The 16,955-nt window shown below is 39.1% G+C and carries 9 protein-coding genes; 8 read left to right on the top strand and 1 reads right to left on the bottom strand.

Annotation, left to right across the window (positions count from 1 at the left end):
- Nucleotides 1–62: 62 nt before the first annotated feature.
- From polA to ACFFUE_RS01785, 7 genes are all read left to right on the top strand, one after another.
- Entirely contained in the window at nt 63–2,888 is a 2,826-nt protein-coding gene (gene polA, locus ACFFUE_RS01815; protein ID WP_376832558.1) for a DNA polymerase I, read from the top strand.
- Between the two features lie 1,014 nt (nt 2,889–3,902).
- Entirely contained in the window at nt 3,903–5,546 is a 1,644-nt protein-coding gene (locus tag ACFFUE_RS01810; protein WP_376832317.1) for an alpha-amylase family glycosyl hydrolase, read from the top strand.
- 34 nt (nt 5,547–5,580) lie between these two features.
- Nucleotides 5,581–6,159 carry a reactive chlorine resistance membrane protein RclC gene (gene rclC, locus ACFFUE_RS01805; protein ID WP_376832315.1) on the top strand — a complete coding sequence of 193 codons (579 nt, stop codon included), beginning with the start codon at nt 5,581–5,583 and terminating at the stop codon, nt 6,157–6,159.
- Between the two features lie 15 nt (nt 6,160–6,174).
- Complete coding sequence (locus tag ACFFUE_RS01800) at nt 6,175–6,318, top strand: hypothetical protein (RefSeq protein WP_376832313.1); 144 nt, start codon at nt 6,175–6,177, stop codon at nt 6,316–6,318.
- Complete coding sequence (locus tag ACFFUE_RS01795; protein WP_376832311.1) at nt 6,284–9,148, top strand: M16 family metallopeptidase; 2,865 nt, start codon at nt 6,284–6,286, stop codon at nt 9,146–9,148. The genes ACFFUE_RS01800 and ACFFUE_RS01795 overlap by 35 nt, the downstream gene beginning before the upstream one ends.
- A 402-nt stretch (nt 9,149–9,550) precedes the next feature.
- Nucleotides 9,551–9,886, top strand: coding sequence for a hypothetical protein (locus ACFFUE_RS01790; RefSeq protein ID WP_376832309.1), 336 nt, complete (start codon nt 9,551–9,553; stop codon nt 9,884–9,886).
- A gap of 42 nt (nt 9,887–9,928) precedes the next feature.
- Nucleotides 9,929–10,876 carry an SPFH domain-containing protein gene (locus ACFFUE_RS01785; protein ID WP_376832307.1) on the top strand — a complete coding sequence of 316 codons (948 nt, stop codon included), beginning with the start codon at nt 9,929–9,931 and terminating at the stop codon, nt 10,874–10,876.
- Between the two features lie 78 nt (nt 10,877–10,954).
- Here ACFFUE_RS01785 and ACFFUE_RS01780 read toward each other — a convergent pair whose 3' ends face one another.
- Nucleotides 10,955–12,643, bottom strand: a complete 1,689-nt coding sequence (locus ACFFUE_RS01780) for an APC family permease (protein WP_376832305.1) — start codon at nt 12,641–12,643, stop codon at nt 10,955–10,957.
- A 288-nt stretch (nt 12,644–12,931) separates the two neighbouring features.
- Between ACFFUE_RS01780 and ACFFUE_RS01775 the strand changes: the two genes are divergently transcribed.
- The gene (locus tag ACFFUE_RS01775; protein WP_376832303.1) at nt 12,932–16,495 is read left to right on the top strand and encodes an FIDD domain-containing protein; all 3,564 of its coding nucleotides are present in this window, start codon (nt 12,932–12,934) and stop codon (nt 16,493–16,495) included.
- Nucleotides 16,496–16,955 lie beyond the last annotated feature (460 nt).

The following is a 16,955-nucleotide window of genomic DNA, read 5'->3' as shown; positions in this document are numbered from 1 at the left end:
AGGGTATTTTTGAAAAGCGTATTAGAAGGATTGCAATGAAAAAAAAACTCTATCTTTGCCCTATGGTACAGAATAATGATAAAAGGCTCTTTCTTATAGATGCTTATGCAATGATTTTCAGAGGGTATTATGCCCTTATCCGCAATCCGAGAATAACTTCCAAAGGACTGGATACCTCTGCTATTTTTGGATTTACCAACTCTCTGATAGAACTGATTCGCCGTGAGAAACCATCGCATCTGGCAGTGGTGTTTGATGTAGGTAGGGAAAATGTGAGAACGGCAGATTTTGCAGACTATAAAGCCAACCGAAGCGAAACGCCAGAGGCTATTAAAGTGGGCGTACCATACATCCATCGTATTTTGCAGGCAATGCACATTCCCATCTTGGGAGTAGAGGGCTACGAAGCCGATGATGTGATTGCTACCATCGCCAGAAAGGCAGAAATCCAAGGCTATAATGTACTGATGGTAACGCCAGATAAAGATTTTGGACAATTGGTAACGGAGAATATCAAAATCTATAAACCTGCCGCTAAGGGTGGCGATGTGGAAATTTTGGGCGTGGAAGAGATTAAAGCAAAATACGAAATAGAAGACCCGAAACAAGTGATAGATTTCCTTGCAATGATGGGAGATGCGGTGGATAATATCCCCGGACTGGAAGGTGTAGGCGAGAAAACCGCTATGAAATTCTTAAAAGAATATGGCACCATAGAAAACCTATTAGCCAATACCCATCAGCTGAAAGGGAAGATGAAAGAGAAAGTGGAAGCCAGTGCAGAGCGAGGGCTTTTGTCTAAAAAATTGGCAACCATTATTCAAGATGTACCCATTGAGTTTTACGAAGAGCAATATAACTTAGATGAGCCAGATTTTGACAAAGTAAGAGAAGTTTTTGACGAAATAGAATTTCGTAGGCTTTATGAAAACTTGTATCGTGCCTTTAAAACCGAAACTCAAGAGGCACCTGATGCCAAAACGCCACCCCTCAAAACGGAAGAGCTTCAAAATGCAGGGGGCATCCAGTTGGATTTATTTGCCAACTTTGAGGCCTTGGAACAAGCCACTTCTCGCAAAAGCAACCTGAACGAAAATGACCACCTCTACCAGCTGATAGACAATCCAAAAGCTCAGGAAATATTGGTGCAAAACCTATTGCAGCAGTCGGCAGTGTGTTTTGATACCGAAACCACTTCACTTAATGAATTGGAAGCGGAACTTGTAGGGCTTAGCTTTTCCTATAAAAAAGGATTGGCATATTACATTCCCATTTCGGAAGATAGAGCGGCAGCGTTACAAACATTGGAAATCTTTAGACCATTTTTTGAGAAAGAATCCATCTTGAAAATTGCCCATAACCTTAAATACGATTATAAAGTCCTAAAACGCTATGGCATAGAGCTAAAAGGCAACCTATTTGATACAATGATAGCCCACTATCTCCTCAATCCTGATGGAAGACACGGGATGGATTACCTCTCAGAGATTTATCTGAACTATACCCCCATTGCCATAGAAACCCTCATTGGGAAAAAAGGAAAAAAACAGGGCAACTTCAGAGAGGTAGATTTGCAGGTGCAGACCGACTACGCTGCGGAAGACGCCGATATCACATTCCAATTGTTTGAGATTTTTGCCCCTCAGATAAAGAAAGAAGGTTTAGAAGATTTGTTTTACAAGGTAGAAATGCCTCTAATGCAGGTCTTAGCCAAGATGGAACTAGAAGGTGTAACCCTAGATGTGCAATGGCTAGAGCAGGAAAGCATAGACCTAGAAAACGATTTGAAACATTTAGAATCCCAAATCTTTGAACTTTCGGGGGAGGTGTTTAATATGAACTCGCCAAGACAACTGGGAGAGATTCTCTTTGATAAAATGCAACTAGACCCCAAAGCCAAAAAAACCAAAACAGGGCAATACCAGACCTCGGAAGATGTCTTGCAAAAGCTAGCGTCTAAACACGAGATTATACAGCATATTTTAGAATACAGAACCTACCAAAAGCTGAAATCTACCTATGTAGATGCCTTGCCACAGCAGATAGAGCCTACTGATGGTAGGGTGCATACTAATTTTTCCCAGACCACAGCCTCTACGGGACGTTTGGCATCGCTGAATCCTAATTTGCAGAATATCCCTATCCGTACGCTGCGTGGACAGCAGATTCGGGGAGCGTTTGTGGCACCTCAGGGGCACAAGATTATCTCTGCAGATTATTCCCAAATAGAGCTAAGGCTCATCGCCGAAATTTCTGATGAAACCAATATGATAGAAGCCTTCCAAAGAGGAGAGGATATCCACGCTTCTACGGCTTCCAAACTCTTTGGGGTTCCTATAGAAGAGGTGAGCAAAACCCAGCGTTCTCAGGCAAAAACCGTTAATTTCGGGATTGTCTATGGGCAAAGTGCCTTCGCATTAGCAGAGCAAACGGGGCTTTCTAGAACCGAAGCCAAGCAAATGATAGATGCCTACTACGATACTTATCCTAAACTAAAAGAATGGATGGCACAGCAAGTGCAAAAGGCAAGGCAACTGGGCTATGTAGAAACCATTCTAGGAAGAAAAAGACACCTGAAAGATATTCATTCTAATAATTTTGTGGTGAAGGGACACGCTGAACGCAATGCCGTGAATGCCCCCATACAAGGAAGTGCAGCGGATATCATCAAGATGGCAATGATAAATATAGACCGCAGACTGGGAGAACAAAAACTACAAACCAAAATGCTCCTTCAGGTGCACGATGAATTGATTTTTGAAGCACCAGAAGAAGAGCTTAACCTCGCTACCGAATTGATAAAAACTGAAATGGAGTCTGCCTTCGAGACCCAAGTACCTCTATCCGTAGAAGTAGGCGTGGGAGACAATTGGCTAGAAGCTCATTAAAAGATTTTTAGAAGGTGATTGATGTAGGGAGGTTCTAATTTGTTAGTTTGAAATGTCCCAAGATTTACGGAGATAGACCAATTTCAATGGGGTCGGGTTTTAACCCGACTTTTGAGATAATTGCTCCAAGAGGCTTTAGCCAAATAAAAAAACTAGTAAAATTTTTTTAATTAGACTAAAGTCTTTTCTTATAAAACGGCATAGAATGGGCTAAAGCCCAATCCTATTGAAATTAGCATTTTTTCAACTGTGTAATTTGGGTTTGAAATATCCCAAGGTGTGCGGAGGTTCTAATCTACCAGTTTAAGATGTTTTCCCCTCGGGTAAAGGTTCTAATCTATCGGTTTAAGATGTTTTCCCCTCGGGTGAAAGTTCTAATCTATCGGTTTAAGATGTTTTCCCCTCGGGTGAAGGTTCTAATCTATCGGTTTAAGATGTTTTCCCCTCGGGTGAAGGTTCTAATCTATCGGTTTAAGATGTTTTCCCCTCGGGTGAAGGTTCTAATCTATCGGTTTAAGATGTTTTCCTCTCGGGTGAAGGTTCTAATCTATCGGTTTAAGATGTTTTCCCCTCGGGTGAAAGTTCTAATCTGTCAGTTTAAGGTGTTTTCCCCTCGGGTGAAAGTTCTAATCTGTCAGTTTAAGGTGTTTTCCCCTCGGGTGAAGGTTCTAATCTATCAGTTTGAAATATATCCCCGAAGGAGGAACTACCATCAACTAATTTTAAGTTTTGAGTGCTTAATGTTGAGTTTTTTGAAGAAAGAGAAAAGAAAAAAGAACAAAGATCAACTCAAAAAGTTTTGAGTGCTGAGTTTTAAGTGTTGAGTTCTGAAACAAACCATTAACAATAAACCATTAATCTTATAACCTCTAATCTCTAACTTTCTAATCTCTAATTTTCTAATCTCTAACCTCTAAATTAACTGATAACTATCAGCGTGTAATCAAAGGATTATTGAGGTAGGTCTTATTAAAATTGATAACTTTGCTTCTATTAATATTGAAAATTAGTTTTATGAAAAAAATAATATTGCCCATCGCTATTTTTGCAACGCTGGCTTCTTGTACATCGGTTGCTTCAGTAGCACAGGTAGAGAAAACCCCTCAGCCATTTGTATGGGAAGGTGCCAATTTGTATTTCTTGCTTCCAGACCGTTTCAAAAACGGAAATCCTAATAATGATGTCAATTTCAATAGAACCCAAAAAGCCAGCGTCTTGCGAGGTTTTGAAGGAGGAGATTTGCGTGGCATCATTCAGAAAATAGATGATGGCTATTTTACAGATTTGGGTATTAATGCCATTTGGATGACGCCTATTGTAGAGCAAATCCACGGGGCTACCGATGAGGGTACGGGGAAAACCTATGGCTTCCACGGCTATTGGACAAAGGATTGGACACAGCTTGACCCTAACTTCGGCACCAAGGCAGACCTGAAAGAATTGGTGGAAAAAGCCCACAAGAAGGGAATTCGTATAGTGCTAGATGCAGTGGTAAATCACACAGGGCCTGTAACGGCTACCGATGCAGTGTTCCCAGCAGATTGGGTGCGTACATCGCCACAATGCACTTATCAGAATTACCAGACCACCACGGCTTGTACACTGGTAGCCAACCTGCCTGATATTCTCACAGAAGATAATACGCCCGTAGAACTCCCGCCTCAGTTGGTAGAAAAATGGAAAAAAGAAGGACGATACGAGGCAGAAATGAAATCTTTAGATGCTTTTTTCGCCAAAACAGGCTATCCCAGAGCAGCTAAATACTATATTATGAAATGGCTGGCAGATTACATCAAAGAATTTGGAATTGATGGCTATCGCGTAGATACTGTGAAGCATACCAATGAAGATGTATGGCGAGAGTTTCAGAAGATTTGTCAAGCCGCTTTTGATGAGTTTAAACAAAACAATCCTACCAAGGTGCTAGATGCTCAGGCATTTTTCACTGTGGGAGAGGTCTATGGCTATGGTATTTCTCAGAAACAATTGTATGATTTTGGAGATAAAAAGGTTAATTACTATCAAAATGGATTCAACTCGTTGATTAATTTTGATTTCAAAGGCGATGCTAATCGATCTTATGAAGAGATTTTCAGCAAATATTCCTCGTTACTTCAATCTGATTTAAAAGGTTTTTCGGTAATGAATTACATCACTTCCCACGATGATGGCGAGCCGTTTGACATCGGTAGAAAAAAGTCGTATGATGGTGCTACCAAAATATTATTAGCCCCAGGTATTTCTCAGATTTATTACGGTGATGAGTCGGCAAGAAGTCTTTCTGTAGCAGGAGCTTACGGCGATGCTAATCTTCGCAGTAATATGAACTGGGAAGATATCAAAACCAATCCTGAAACTCAGAAATTATTGAGACATTATCAGAAATTGGGACAATTCCGTGCCAAGCATCCAGCAGTAGGAGCGGGTGTTCATCAGAAAATCAGCGATACGCCTTATTGGTTTACAAGGGTTTATAAGAATGATAAAGTATTGGTAGGTTTAGATTTAGGCCTTGGAGAGAAGGAGATTGCCGTAGCCAATATTTTTGAAAATGGCACACGCCTTAGGGATGTTTACAGCGGAAAAACCACGAAGGTGGCAGATGGCAAGGCTAAAATCAATACAGAATATGGCATCGTCTTGTTTGAAGTGTATTAGAGATTTTTTATTAGTTTTGTAAAAAAATAATCTTATGTATATGTTATTGAAAGTTTTTGCAGATTCACAAAGGCAGTTTATTAACTTTGTTAGAATAGGAATCTTCGTAGTAATGGCGTGGATTGGTGGGCTGAAAGCCTTTCAGTACGAAGCCGATGGTATTATTCCGTTCGTTGCCAATTCTCCTTTTATGAGTTTCTTTCTGAATTATAAAACCTCTGATGCAGATAACTATAAATTGCACAAAAACAAGGAGGGAGAAGTAGTTCCAGAGAATATAGAATGGCATAAGAAAAATGGGACTTACGCATTTTCTTACGGTCTAGGAGCGGTGATTTGCACCATTGGGATTTTGGTTTTGCTGGGTATTTGGAACCCTCAGATTGGTTTTTGGGGTGGGCTTCTCACTTTTGGGATGTCCATTGTTACCTTATCATTTCTTATCACCACGCCAGAGACTTGGGTTCCCGATTTGGGTGGGCCTAATCACGGTTTTCCTTACCTTTCAGGAGCGGGGCGTTTGGTTTTGAAAGACATCATTATGATGGGAGGTGGTTTGGTCTGTGCTTCTGATGCCGCAAAACGCATTTTGAAAAAGAGAAACGCTTATTAGTTTCAGTAAAATTAAATGATGAAAAAACTTCAGAGAATGATTTCTGGAGTTTTTTTATTTTGTATAAGAATTAAGAATAAACTTTCTACCTTTGCAGCCTTAAAAATATCAGGACTTTCCATAGATGAATACATACCAAGAAATACACGCTACGGATAACAATGGTTATCCGTATCTTACGATATCTAACGATGAAAACCAAGTGCGTATCTACACCCTGAACAATGGCTTAAAGGTGTTTTTGGCTCAGAATTTTGATGCACCACGCATACAGACTTATATCCCTGTAAGAACGGGAAGTAATAACGACCCCAAAGATAATACAGGGCTAGCACATTATCTGGAACATATGATGTTTAAAGGAACATCTAAAATCGGGACTAAAGATTGGCAAAAAGAAAAAGTATTATTAGACCAAATTTCAGAGTTGTTTGAACAGCATAAAGCCGAACAAGACCCCGAAAAGAAGAAAGCCATTTATAAGGAAATTGATGCCCTATCTTTGGAAGCCAGTCAATACGCTATCGCTAATGAGTATGATAAATGTATCTCTACATTGGGAGCTACAGGAACCAATGCCCATACTTGGTTTGATGAAACTGTGTATAAAAATAATATCCCCAATAATGAACTAGAAAAATGGCTGAAAATAGAACGAGAACGGTTTTCAGAGATTGCACTTAGATTGTTTCATACCGAGCTAGAGAGTGTGTATGAGGAGTTTAATAGAGCTCAAGATAATGATGGTAGATTGGTGCAGTACGCTTTGATGGAACTGCTATTTCCTACCCATCCCAATGGACAGCAGACAACTTTGGGGAAAGCCGAACATCTGAAAAACCCTTCTATGAAGGCAATACATCAGTATTTTTCAGATTACTATGTGCCTAATAATTATGCAATGGTTCTGGTGGGCGATTTGGATTTTGAAGAAACCATTCGGCTGATAGACCAATATTTCGGAACTTTTCAATACAAGGCATTGCCAGAGAAAGACCTCATAGAGGAAACTCCTATAACGCAAATCCAAAAAAGAGTAGTCAAGAGCCCTACCATTCCCAGAGTGCAAATCGCTTGGCGTACGGATAGCTACGGTACCAGAGAAAACATCTTGGCAGATGTGGTTGCCAATATCCTGAGCAATAAAGGCGAAGCGGGATTGATAGACCTTAATATCTGCAACGCTCAGAAGGCACTTTATGCGGCGGCGTTTTCTATGGGGCTCAATCAGTATGGCTATTTTTCCGCAGTGATTGTCCCAAAAGAAGAGCAAAGTTTGGATGATGGCATAGGGTTACTTCTTGCCGAGATAGATAATATCAAGCAAGGGAATTTTCCAGATTGGTTGCTCCCTGCCATTATCAATGATTTTAAATTGCAAAGACTGAAAGGATTAGAAACAGCGGATGGCTTGGCTACCAATCTGTATCAAACCTATATCCGAAAAAAAACTTGGAAAGAGGAGCTGGAAGAGATGGATATTTACCAATCTATTACTAAAGAGGAAGTGATTGCTTTTGCTAATGATTTTTTCAAGGAAAACTATGTGGCGGTGTATAAGGAAAGAGGAGAGAATGATAACCTTATCCGTGTGGAAAACCCAGAGATAACTCCAGTGAAAATCAACCGAGAAGAGCAATCTGATTTCTTGAAAGCCATTGCAGAGGAGCAACCTAAAAAGGATATAGAACCACAGTTTATCAATTATCAAAAGGAAATAAAAACCACAGAGATAAAAGGCAAGACGCTTAGCTTTGTGAAGAATAAATACAATGCTATTGCCCAACTGCATTATATTTTCCCTTTGGGAACCGACCACGATAAAGCCCTTACTTTGGCAATCTCTATGATGGAATATCTTGGAACGCCTCAGTTTTCCACAGAGGAACTGAAACAGGAGTTTTATAAACTGAGCATCACCCCAGAGTTTAGCGTGGAAAAGAATATGCTATCCCTTTCGCTTACAGGGTTGGAAGAAAATATGAAGGAAGGCATACGTTTGCTGCACCATTGGATGAAAAATGCCGTGCCTCAGCAAGAGATTTACGAAGAATTTGTACAAACCATCTTAGAAAGTCGTGCTGCAGCAAAGCGAGACAAAGGCAAGATAATGCAAGCCTTGCAGGCGTACGCTAAGTTTGGCAAGGCATCTAGATTGAGAGATGTGCTTACCGAAACGGAGCTACAAAATATACAATGCCAAGACCTTACGGATAAAATGAGTTCCCTTTTTGATTATCCTTACGAATTGTTCTTCTATGGTGAAGATGAGCAGCATTTTAAGGAATACATTGGTGATTTCATCAGCGAAGCCACTTTGGAAACTCCTGAAAGAAAGCAATATCCTCATCCCGAGACCAAAGGAAAAGTCTATTTTGTACATTATGATATGGTGCAAACGGAAATGGTAAAAATAGGTAGGGGAGAAGCCGTGAAAAACTACGATTTTGGGAAAATCAATGTGTTTAATGAATACTTTGGGACAGGTCTATCTTCCGTTGTTTTTCAAGAGATTAGAGAAAGCAAGAGTTTGGCGTATTCCGCGTATGTGGTGTACCGCTCTGGGGCAGAGATGGGCGAGCCAGACTATGTTACCACCTACCTTGGTACGCAGCCAGATAAACTGAAAATAGCCGTGGATACTATGGCAGAGCTGATGGCAGAGCTACCGCAATATCCTACCCAGTTTGAAAATGCCAAACGCTCGGCTTTAAAGCAAATTGCGTCGGGGAGAATTACCAGAACGAATATTTTTTTCAATCATTTAAAATTAAAGAGAATAGGCGTGGAAGGCGATGTAAGGCAAGGAATGTACGAGGAAATCAAACATCTAGACTTGCCAAAGCTTTCCCAATTTTACAATGAAACCATCCAACCGATTGATTTTAACATTGCTCTTTTGGGGAATCGAGAAAATTTAGATATAAAATCCTTATCAAAATTAGGCGAGGTTCAAGAGCTTTCTTTGGAAGATGTTTTTGGGTTTTAGGCATTAGCACCAATGGATTAATTAAAATCAATGAAAGGTGTTTGAAAAATTTATCATCTCAATAAGATTGAGCTTTAGTCCATTCTATGCAGTTTTATGAAAAAAGGCTTTAGCCGAAACTGATACGCATAACATCCTCTTGTCCCCTTTGAAGGAGCGATGTATAGTGAATAATAAAACCCAATGATGTCTAATGCGTCATTGGGTTTTAATTTGGCTAAAGCCTTTTTGAGAAACCATATTAAAAGTCGGGTTAAAACCCGACCCTATTGAAAATTGAAAGGATAGAGGTTAAAAGATTATCTTTCTAAAAAAGGAGCATTGTTTCAACTGCCGTACTATGGGTTTAATCTATGATATGAGCTCAAAGCTGATAATTATCAGCTCCGAGCTCATATTTTGATGCTTTTAGCAGGTTTGGAGGTGCTTTTTGCTCATATTTCGGAGCAAATAGCTCATATTTTGATGCTTTTAGCAGGTCTGGAAGTGCTTTCTGCTCATATTTCGGAGCAAATAGCTCATATTTTGATGCTTTTAGCAGGTTTGGAGGTGCTTTTTGCTCATATTTCGGAGCAAATAGCTCATATTTTGATGCTTTTGGCAGGTCTGGAAGTGCTTTCTGCTCATATTTCGGAACGAATTGCTAAAATCTATCGTATTTATCGCCTATGGCTTACCGCCTATTGCTTAAAAAAAAATGATATTTATTTTGTAACTTTATCGGCAAATCACGACTAATAGAATGTATTAATAACGATAAACCTTTTAATTTTTAATATTATGTCTTATTTTGGAGTACTTATTTTCGTAGCATTACTTATTTTGTTGGCTTCGTTTTTCATTGTAAAACAGCAGACGGCAGCCATTATAGAGCGTTTTGGTAAGTTGCAATCGGTGCGTCACGCGGGGTTTCATCTCAAAATTCCTGTAATAGACCAGATTGCCAGACGCATTAACCTGAGAATACAACAGCTGGATGTGATTATTGATACCAAAACTTTGGATAATGTTTTCGTAAAGATGAAGGTATCCGTACAGTATCAGGTGATTAGAGAGCAGGTGGCAGATGCTTTTTATAAACTGGAATATCCCGAAGGGCAGATTACTTCCTATGTCTTTGATGTGGTGAGAGCTGAGGTGCCAAAGATGAGGTTGGACGATGTCTTTGTGCGTAAAGATGATATTGCTATCGCAGTGAAGGGAGAGCTGCAAGAGGCAATGCAAAGCTATGGTTATGACATCATTAAAGCTTTGGTAACGGATATAGACCCAGATGAGCAGGTGAAGCACGCAATGAACCGAATCAACGCAGCGGAAAGAGAAAAAACAGCTGCGGAATATGAGTCTGAGGCTCAGAGAATCCGTATTGTAGCGGTGGCAAAAGCAGAGGCTGAATCTAAAAAACTACAAGGGCAGGGTATCGCAGACCAGCGAAGAGAAATCGCAAAAGGACTGAAAGAATCTGTGGAAATGCTAAATGATGTGAACATCAACGCTGCAGAAGCATCGGCACTTATTGTGGTAACACAGCACTATGATACGCTACAATCTGTAGGGTCTAACAGCCGAAGCAATTTGGTTTTACTACCCAACTCGCCTACGGCAGCCAGCGGAATGCTAAATGATTTGGTGGTTTCTATGGCAGCTACACAAAAAATAGATCATTTGGAAAAAGAAACAGAACAACCTAAATCCAATTATGATTTTCCGAAAATAGATGAGGAATAATCCACACTTCATCTTGTTAAAATACAACCCCTGAAAATCATCTTTTCAGGGGTTGTTTATGTATAAAAGTGAATAATATTAAGCATTTAAATCGCCATTCATTGCTTGTTCTAGTTTGCTGTTTTTCATTCCGTACATAAAGTAGATAATCAGTCCGATGAAAAACCACAATCCAAACCAAAACCAATTGTTGTGCGTCATTCCTGTAAGGAGATAAAGGCAGGTGCTAAGCCCTAGTAGCGGAATGAGATTGAGGTTTTTGGTAAATGCCAATACCATCAAAACCACATTAATCCCTAAAAAGATACACACTGATAGCCTGAATTCGCCCTCGTTGGGGTCGTTCCAGTCGGTAATGGTGTGGAAAAATTCGGGTTGCCAATAGTAAAACGCCCCCAATATACTGAGAAATACTATCGGGAAGATGTATTTTGCATTGACATAAGGCAAGTGAAACCTTCCTTTTTGTTTTTCTTTTCTCGGCATCATCAGGATACCACCGTTTACAAGTACAAAAGCGAAAATTGTCCCGATGCTGGTAAAGTCTAAGATGAAAGACTTGTCTGTAAACAAAATAGGAAGCCCCACGGCAATACCCGTAACGATAGTGGCAAAAGAAGGTGTTTTAAATTTCGGGTGGATATGGGTAAATTGTTTGGGCAAAAGTCCGTCTCGGCTCATTGCATACCAAATCCTGGGTTGTCCCATCTGAAATACGAGCAAAACGGTAGTAATGGCAATAATAGCGGTGATAGAAACCACGATTTCCATCCAAGGAATGTTGGCATTTTCTGGTGCAAAGATAAAAGCCAAAGGGTCGCCAATGCCATCAAACTTTCGGTAATCTACAATCCCGGTAAGAATCACCGTGAGAGCCATATAGAGCAATGTGCTGAGGATTAGAGAAGCTATCATCCCTCGTGGGAGATTTTTTTGCGGATTTTTGGTTTCTTCAGACAATACGCTCAAGGCATCAAAGCCGATATAAGCAAAAAACACTCCTGAAACAGCCGCCATCACTCCTGAAAATCCGTTGGGCATAATGCTTTTTACCCCTTCGTTGTTGGTAGGCGTCCAGTTGTCTATATTAATGTAAGAAATTCCTACACATAATATCAATACAATCACGGCAAGTTTTAAAACCACCAATAGATTGTTGAAATTTTTACTTTCTCTAATGCCGATATACACCAAAAATGTGATAAACGCATTGATGAGCAATGCAGGAATATCCATAATGAATTTTACCCCTGCAAAGGTAGGAGCACTTTGCCAAGCGTTGAGCAATTCTTTGTTTTCCGAACCGCTTTCGAAGGCTTTTTTGGCTTCGGGATAGCTGGTAGAGAGGTAATCTGGGATGTGAACCCCCAAACGCTCTACAAAACTGGTGAAATAATCACTCCACGAAAAGGCAACATAGATATTCCCGAAGGAATATTCCATAATCAAAGCCCAGCCAATCACCCACGCCATCAGTTCGCCAAAACTGGCATACGCATAGGTATAGGCACTGCCCGCTTTGGGGATTCTACTGGCAAATTCGGCGTAAGACAAGGCGGTGAAACCACAAGCTATACCACAAATTACATAAAGGGAAACCACCCCAGGCCCACCTCTGAAAATAGCTTCGCCCAAGCTGCTAAAACTCCCTGCTCCTATGATGGCTGCTAGACCAAAAAAGATGATGTCCCACACGCCTAAAACGCGATTCATAGGCGTGCTTTGGTCGGAGTCGCTGTATTTTTTTCTTCTGAAAAGTTGGTTCATAGTTAAGTTTCTGAAAAACAAATGTAAGAAAAATGTTGATTTATAGAGCAGAAGTGTTTATTTTTTTTCGATGAAATTCGGAACTGGTTGCTAGTTGATGGTTGTCGGTTGATGGTGAAAACTTAAAACTCAGCACTCAACACTCAACACTTTTTGAGTTGGTCTTTTCTCTTTCTTCTTTCCTCTTTCTTCAAAAAACTCATAACTCAAAACTCAGCACTCAACCCTCAATTAAAATAAAACTTGTTTTTTTGCGTATTATTAATAATGATTTTACATCTTTGTGGTATGAAAAAAATTAGTTTACTTTTTGTTTTCTTTTATTCGGTGATTTTTTGGGCTCAGTCCACCAATAGGCATATTAAAAATGCTTCGGGGACGCTTTTACCAGATATTTTTGATTATTGTGAGGGTGAAAGCTTTAGTCTGAAAGTAGATGCTACAGCAACGGCAACGGGAGATTATATAGATGGAGGAAGTGATTTTCCTATTGCTGAATTGGAAAAAGGTGAAAATAAAACCATAGTGTTTAAAAATACAACACCATCAAATCCACATAAATTTAGTGAGCCTATAGATATAGGATTTTCGTTTAGTTTTTATGGTAAGACTTATGATAAAGTGGTTGTAGGAAATTATGGTAGATTGGTCTTTACAAATGTTGCAGAGCTAAATAATATGTCTAATGATGCTATTTATGAAGATAGACAATTTAGTGGGATATCGCCTAGTACGCGAGTTGTGCTCCCTTCAACTGAATATAATAAAGTTTATAGAGATGAAACGAAAATGTTAAATCTGGCTCAGATTTTCTTTGGATATACCTACTTGTACAAGGCTTCTTGGGATACGGAGAGTAAAAAATATAATTATAGAACAGGTGTTTTTGCGGGAGTTAAAGGTTTGTTGGTAGAGTTTAAAGGCGTAGTGCAAAATACCGGAAGTGGACCTGGAAGAGGGTTTGATAGTTCTGTATTGATATTAGAAGATGGAAGAATTATTGTTTATGTAAAAGATAGAACTTCGGTTAATCAAAACGCTCTTATAGGTATTCAAAATGAAGATGCAACAAAATATTTAGTCCCGAATCCTGTGGATAAGTATAATAATGGAAGATGGCAAAGTCAAGATAGAAACATTTTTATTTTTGAACCTAATCAAAACCTTACTCCAGAAGTGAAATGGCTGGTGAATGGCGTTGAAAAACATATAGGGACATCGTATAATTATACGCCCTCTGGAACTTCGGAAACTTTGAAAGCGGTGATAACCCTTAAAGATGATGCAGGGGCGGTAGTGAAAACGGAGGAAAGTATGGTGGCTTTTCATCCTATAGAACAACCTCAGGTGATGAAAACAGAGGCGGCGAATTGTGGTGAGCCAGCGGTTTTAAAGATTACCAATTATAACGCACGCCTAAGCTATGAATGGTTTTCTACAGCTAATCCTTCTCCAGGTTCGGGTAAGGGAGAAACCTTTAATGCTACGGCATCAGGAACTTACAGAGTGAGGGTAAAGGATATATCTTGTAATAAAGAATCAGATGATATTTCGGTGAATATAGACTCGCCAATTCCGCCATTTGGCTATACCAATGGTCATATTTTTTCATACTGTGAAACTAATCCTACCAAGGTGGTTAATCTTTTGAGATTACTTAACTATTCATTAGATTCCACCCAATATACCGTGAAGTTCTATGAAAATAGCGTGGAAATATCAGATTATTCCAACTATACATTCAATTCTGGGGATTCCAAAAACATTACGGTGAAAGTAGAAACTTTGGCAGGAGCTACACCATCTTGTAGTACAACGCTTAATTTTACGGTGGAGTATCAGGCTTTTCCGACTCAGGTTTCGTTAGATTCAAGGTCATTATGTGAAGGGACTTCACAATACACTGTGGGGGATTTTAAGGCGGACCATCCAGCGTTTTCAGCGTTTGATATTACTTTTTGGAACAATGGTAATTTGCTGGGCGAAATGGTAAATCCTTCTGAGTTATCCACTGTGAAGGTGAGAGCCGTGAAGAATGGCTTTACTTGCCAATTTGATTATGATTTAAGCTTTAGATTTCATCCATCGGTGATAGCGAATACACCTACCACTATTTTGACTAAGAAATGTGAAAGCAATCCAACTTTTGATTTTTCGGTATTGAAAAATGAAATTAATAACTCTACTGAGGTTGAAATTACCTTTCATAAAACGATGGAGGATGCAAGAAATGGTGCCAATGCTGTTGATGGAAGTACATCTTTTCCTGTAGGGATTTCTCCTCCTATTTATATCAGAGTAAAAAATATCAATACGGGTTGTGTCGCTCAGACTTTCCCAAGTTTTAATGTGGAAGTTTTTGCAAAGCCACAGCCTAAATCTACAAGTATTTCAATGACTCAATGTGCTGGTGAAACTTTTAATCTAACCCAATCTATTACCGATTTATTCAGTACTCAAAATACTAATATTCAATACGAAATAAAATATTTCTCTGAAAATGGAGTGGAACTCTCTTCTGCTGAGGTTTTAAGTTATACACCTAATACTCTAGGATTCAAGCCGTATATAGAGATTTCTTATGATGGGCAATGTGCTGATGAAGTGGTGTTTGATTTAAAATACAATGCTCTGCCTACAAGCTCTGTTTCAGAAATTTCAGTTTGTGATGAAAAAACATATTCTTTGAACGATTTTAAGAATAAAGTAGTCGCCAATCCAGCAGATTATGAGTTCTTAAATTCTGATGAAAGTGTAATGATGGCAAGTTTTAATTTATCTTCTTTGCCAAAGATTGTTCAATTTTATTTGAAACGAAAAGATACAGGTTGTCGCTCAGAATTGTTAGCGGTTACATTCAAGCAACTGAGTCCATTACCATTGGATAGTAATAATGTCTCTATAAAAAATTGCGATACACAAGGTGATAGGTTTGATGGCATTGCTTCGTTTGATTTAACCTCTGTACAAACTCAAATTTCCACTGCTAATGGAGCCAGATTTACTTTTTATAAAGATGCAGCAAGAACGCAAATAATAGCCACGCCTACCGCTTTTTCTTCAGCTGATGCCATTGTTTATGTGAAAGTAGAAGTAGATGGTTTTTGTCCTTCTTCAGCGGAAGTTAAGTTGAATGTGAAAACGCCAACCCGTTCCACCACTTTAAAAGAGAAGTATTTTATTTGCTATGGAAGTGACATAACCATAGATGCGGGAAGTGAATATATTGCTTTCTCTTGGAGTGATGGTGCTACAGAGCAAATCGCTACTTTCACCCAAGCGGGCAGTTATTCCGTAACCTTAACCAATGCAGAGGGGTGCAGTTATACACATTATTTTGAAATCTCGGATGAAAACCAGCCTAAAATTCAACAAATTCATCAGGATAATTCTAAAATAGAGGTTATCGCGACAGGGCTTTATCCAATAGAATATTCATTTAATAATGGTGCTGTATTTTCAAGTTCTAATGTATTGCAAAATCCTACAGCACAGGAATATACCGTTAGAGTGCGTTCTGTGCTGCCAGATGGTAGCTATTGTGAAGGAGCACCAAAGCATCTTTATGCTATCAATATTAATAATGTTATCACACCTAATGATGATGGTAAAAATGATATTTGGCGTATTAAAAACCTTGATAAAATGGAGCAAGTAGAAATTCTAATCTCAGACCGATACGGAAAGCCTGTATTCCACACTACAGATAAGAATAAATTGTATTGGGACGGGAAGCAAAACGGGCGTCCATTGCCTACGGCAAGCTATTGGTATGTGGTAAAATGGTTGGATACCGCCACTCAAAAAAGTGAAGTAAGACAAGGTTGGATTTTACTGAAAAATAGAGATTAATACGAGAGAAATCACGAGATACTTGATAAAATTAGCATACCAAATTATAGGTATGCTAATTTTTTTTGAAAACAAAATATAGTTGGCAATTCTAAACTAAAGATGTGGTAGTAGGTGAGATTATTCCATATCTCCTTAAAAAGGAGCGAGATATCAAGCTCACAAAAACAAATAATCTAACTGTTATGCAATAATCTAATTATCAATAATATAAAGTATGTTTATTTAATTCTATATCAAAGTATTTAACATAATATAGCTTAAAATGTCTCTGTTTGTCTTTGATTGGCACTTTATAACACTTCTTGTCCTATATTTTAGGGGCTTTCTTCGGGAGTTCTTCGGGAATCCTTCCCAACTCTTCCCAAAAAATGCGATTTTTGGGAAGGATTCCGCAAGGAAACTGCAAGGAAACCCGAAGAAAAATAGAACGAAAACTCTCTTCCAGCATATTCATTTG

The organism is Bergeyella porcorum, from assembly GCF_042427575.1.
In the GTDB taxonomy this organism is placed as follows: Bacteria; Bacteroidota; Bacteroidia; order Flavobacteriales; family Weeksellaceae; genus Bergeyella; species Bergeyella porcorum.
This window is presented reverse-complemented; position numbering and strand designations above follow the sequence as displayed.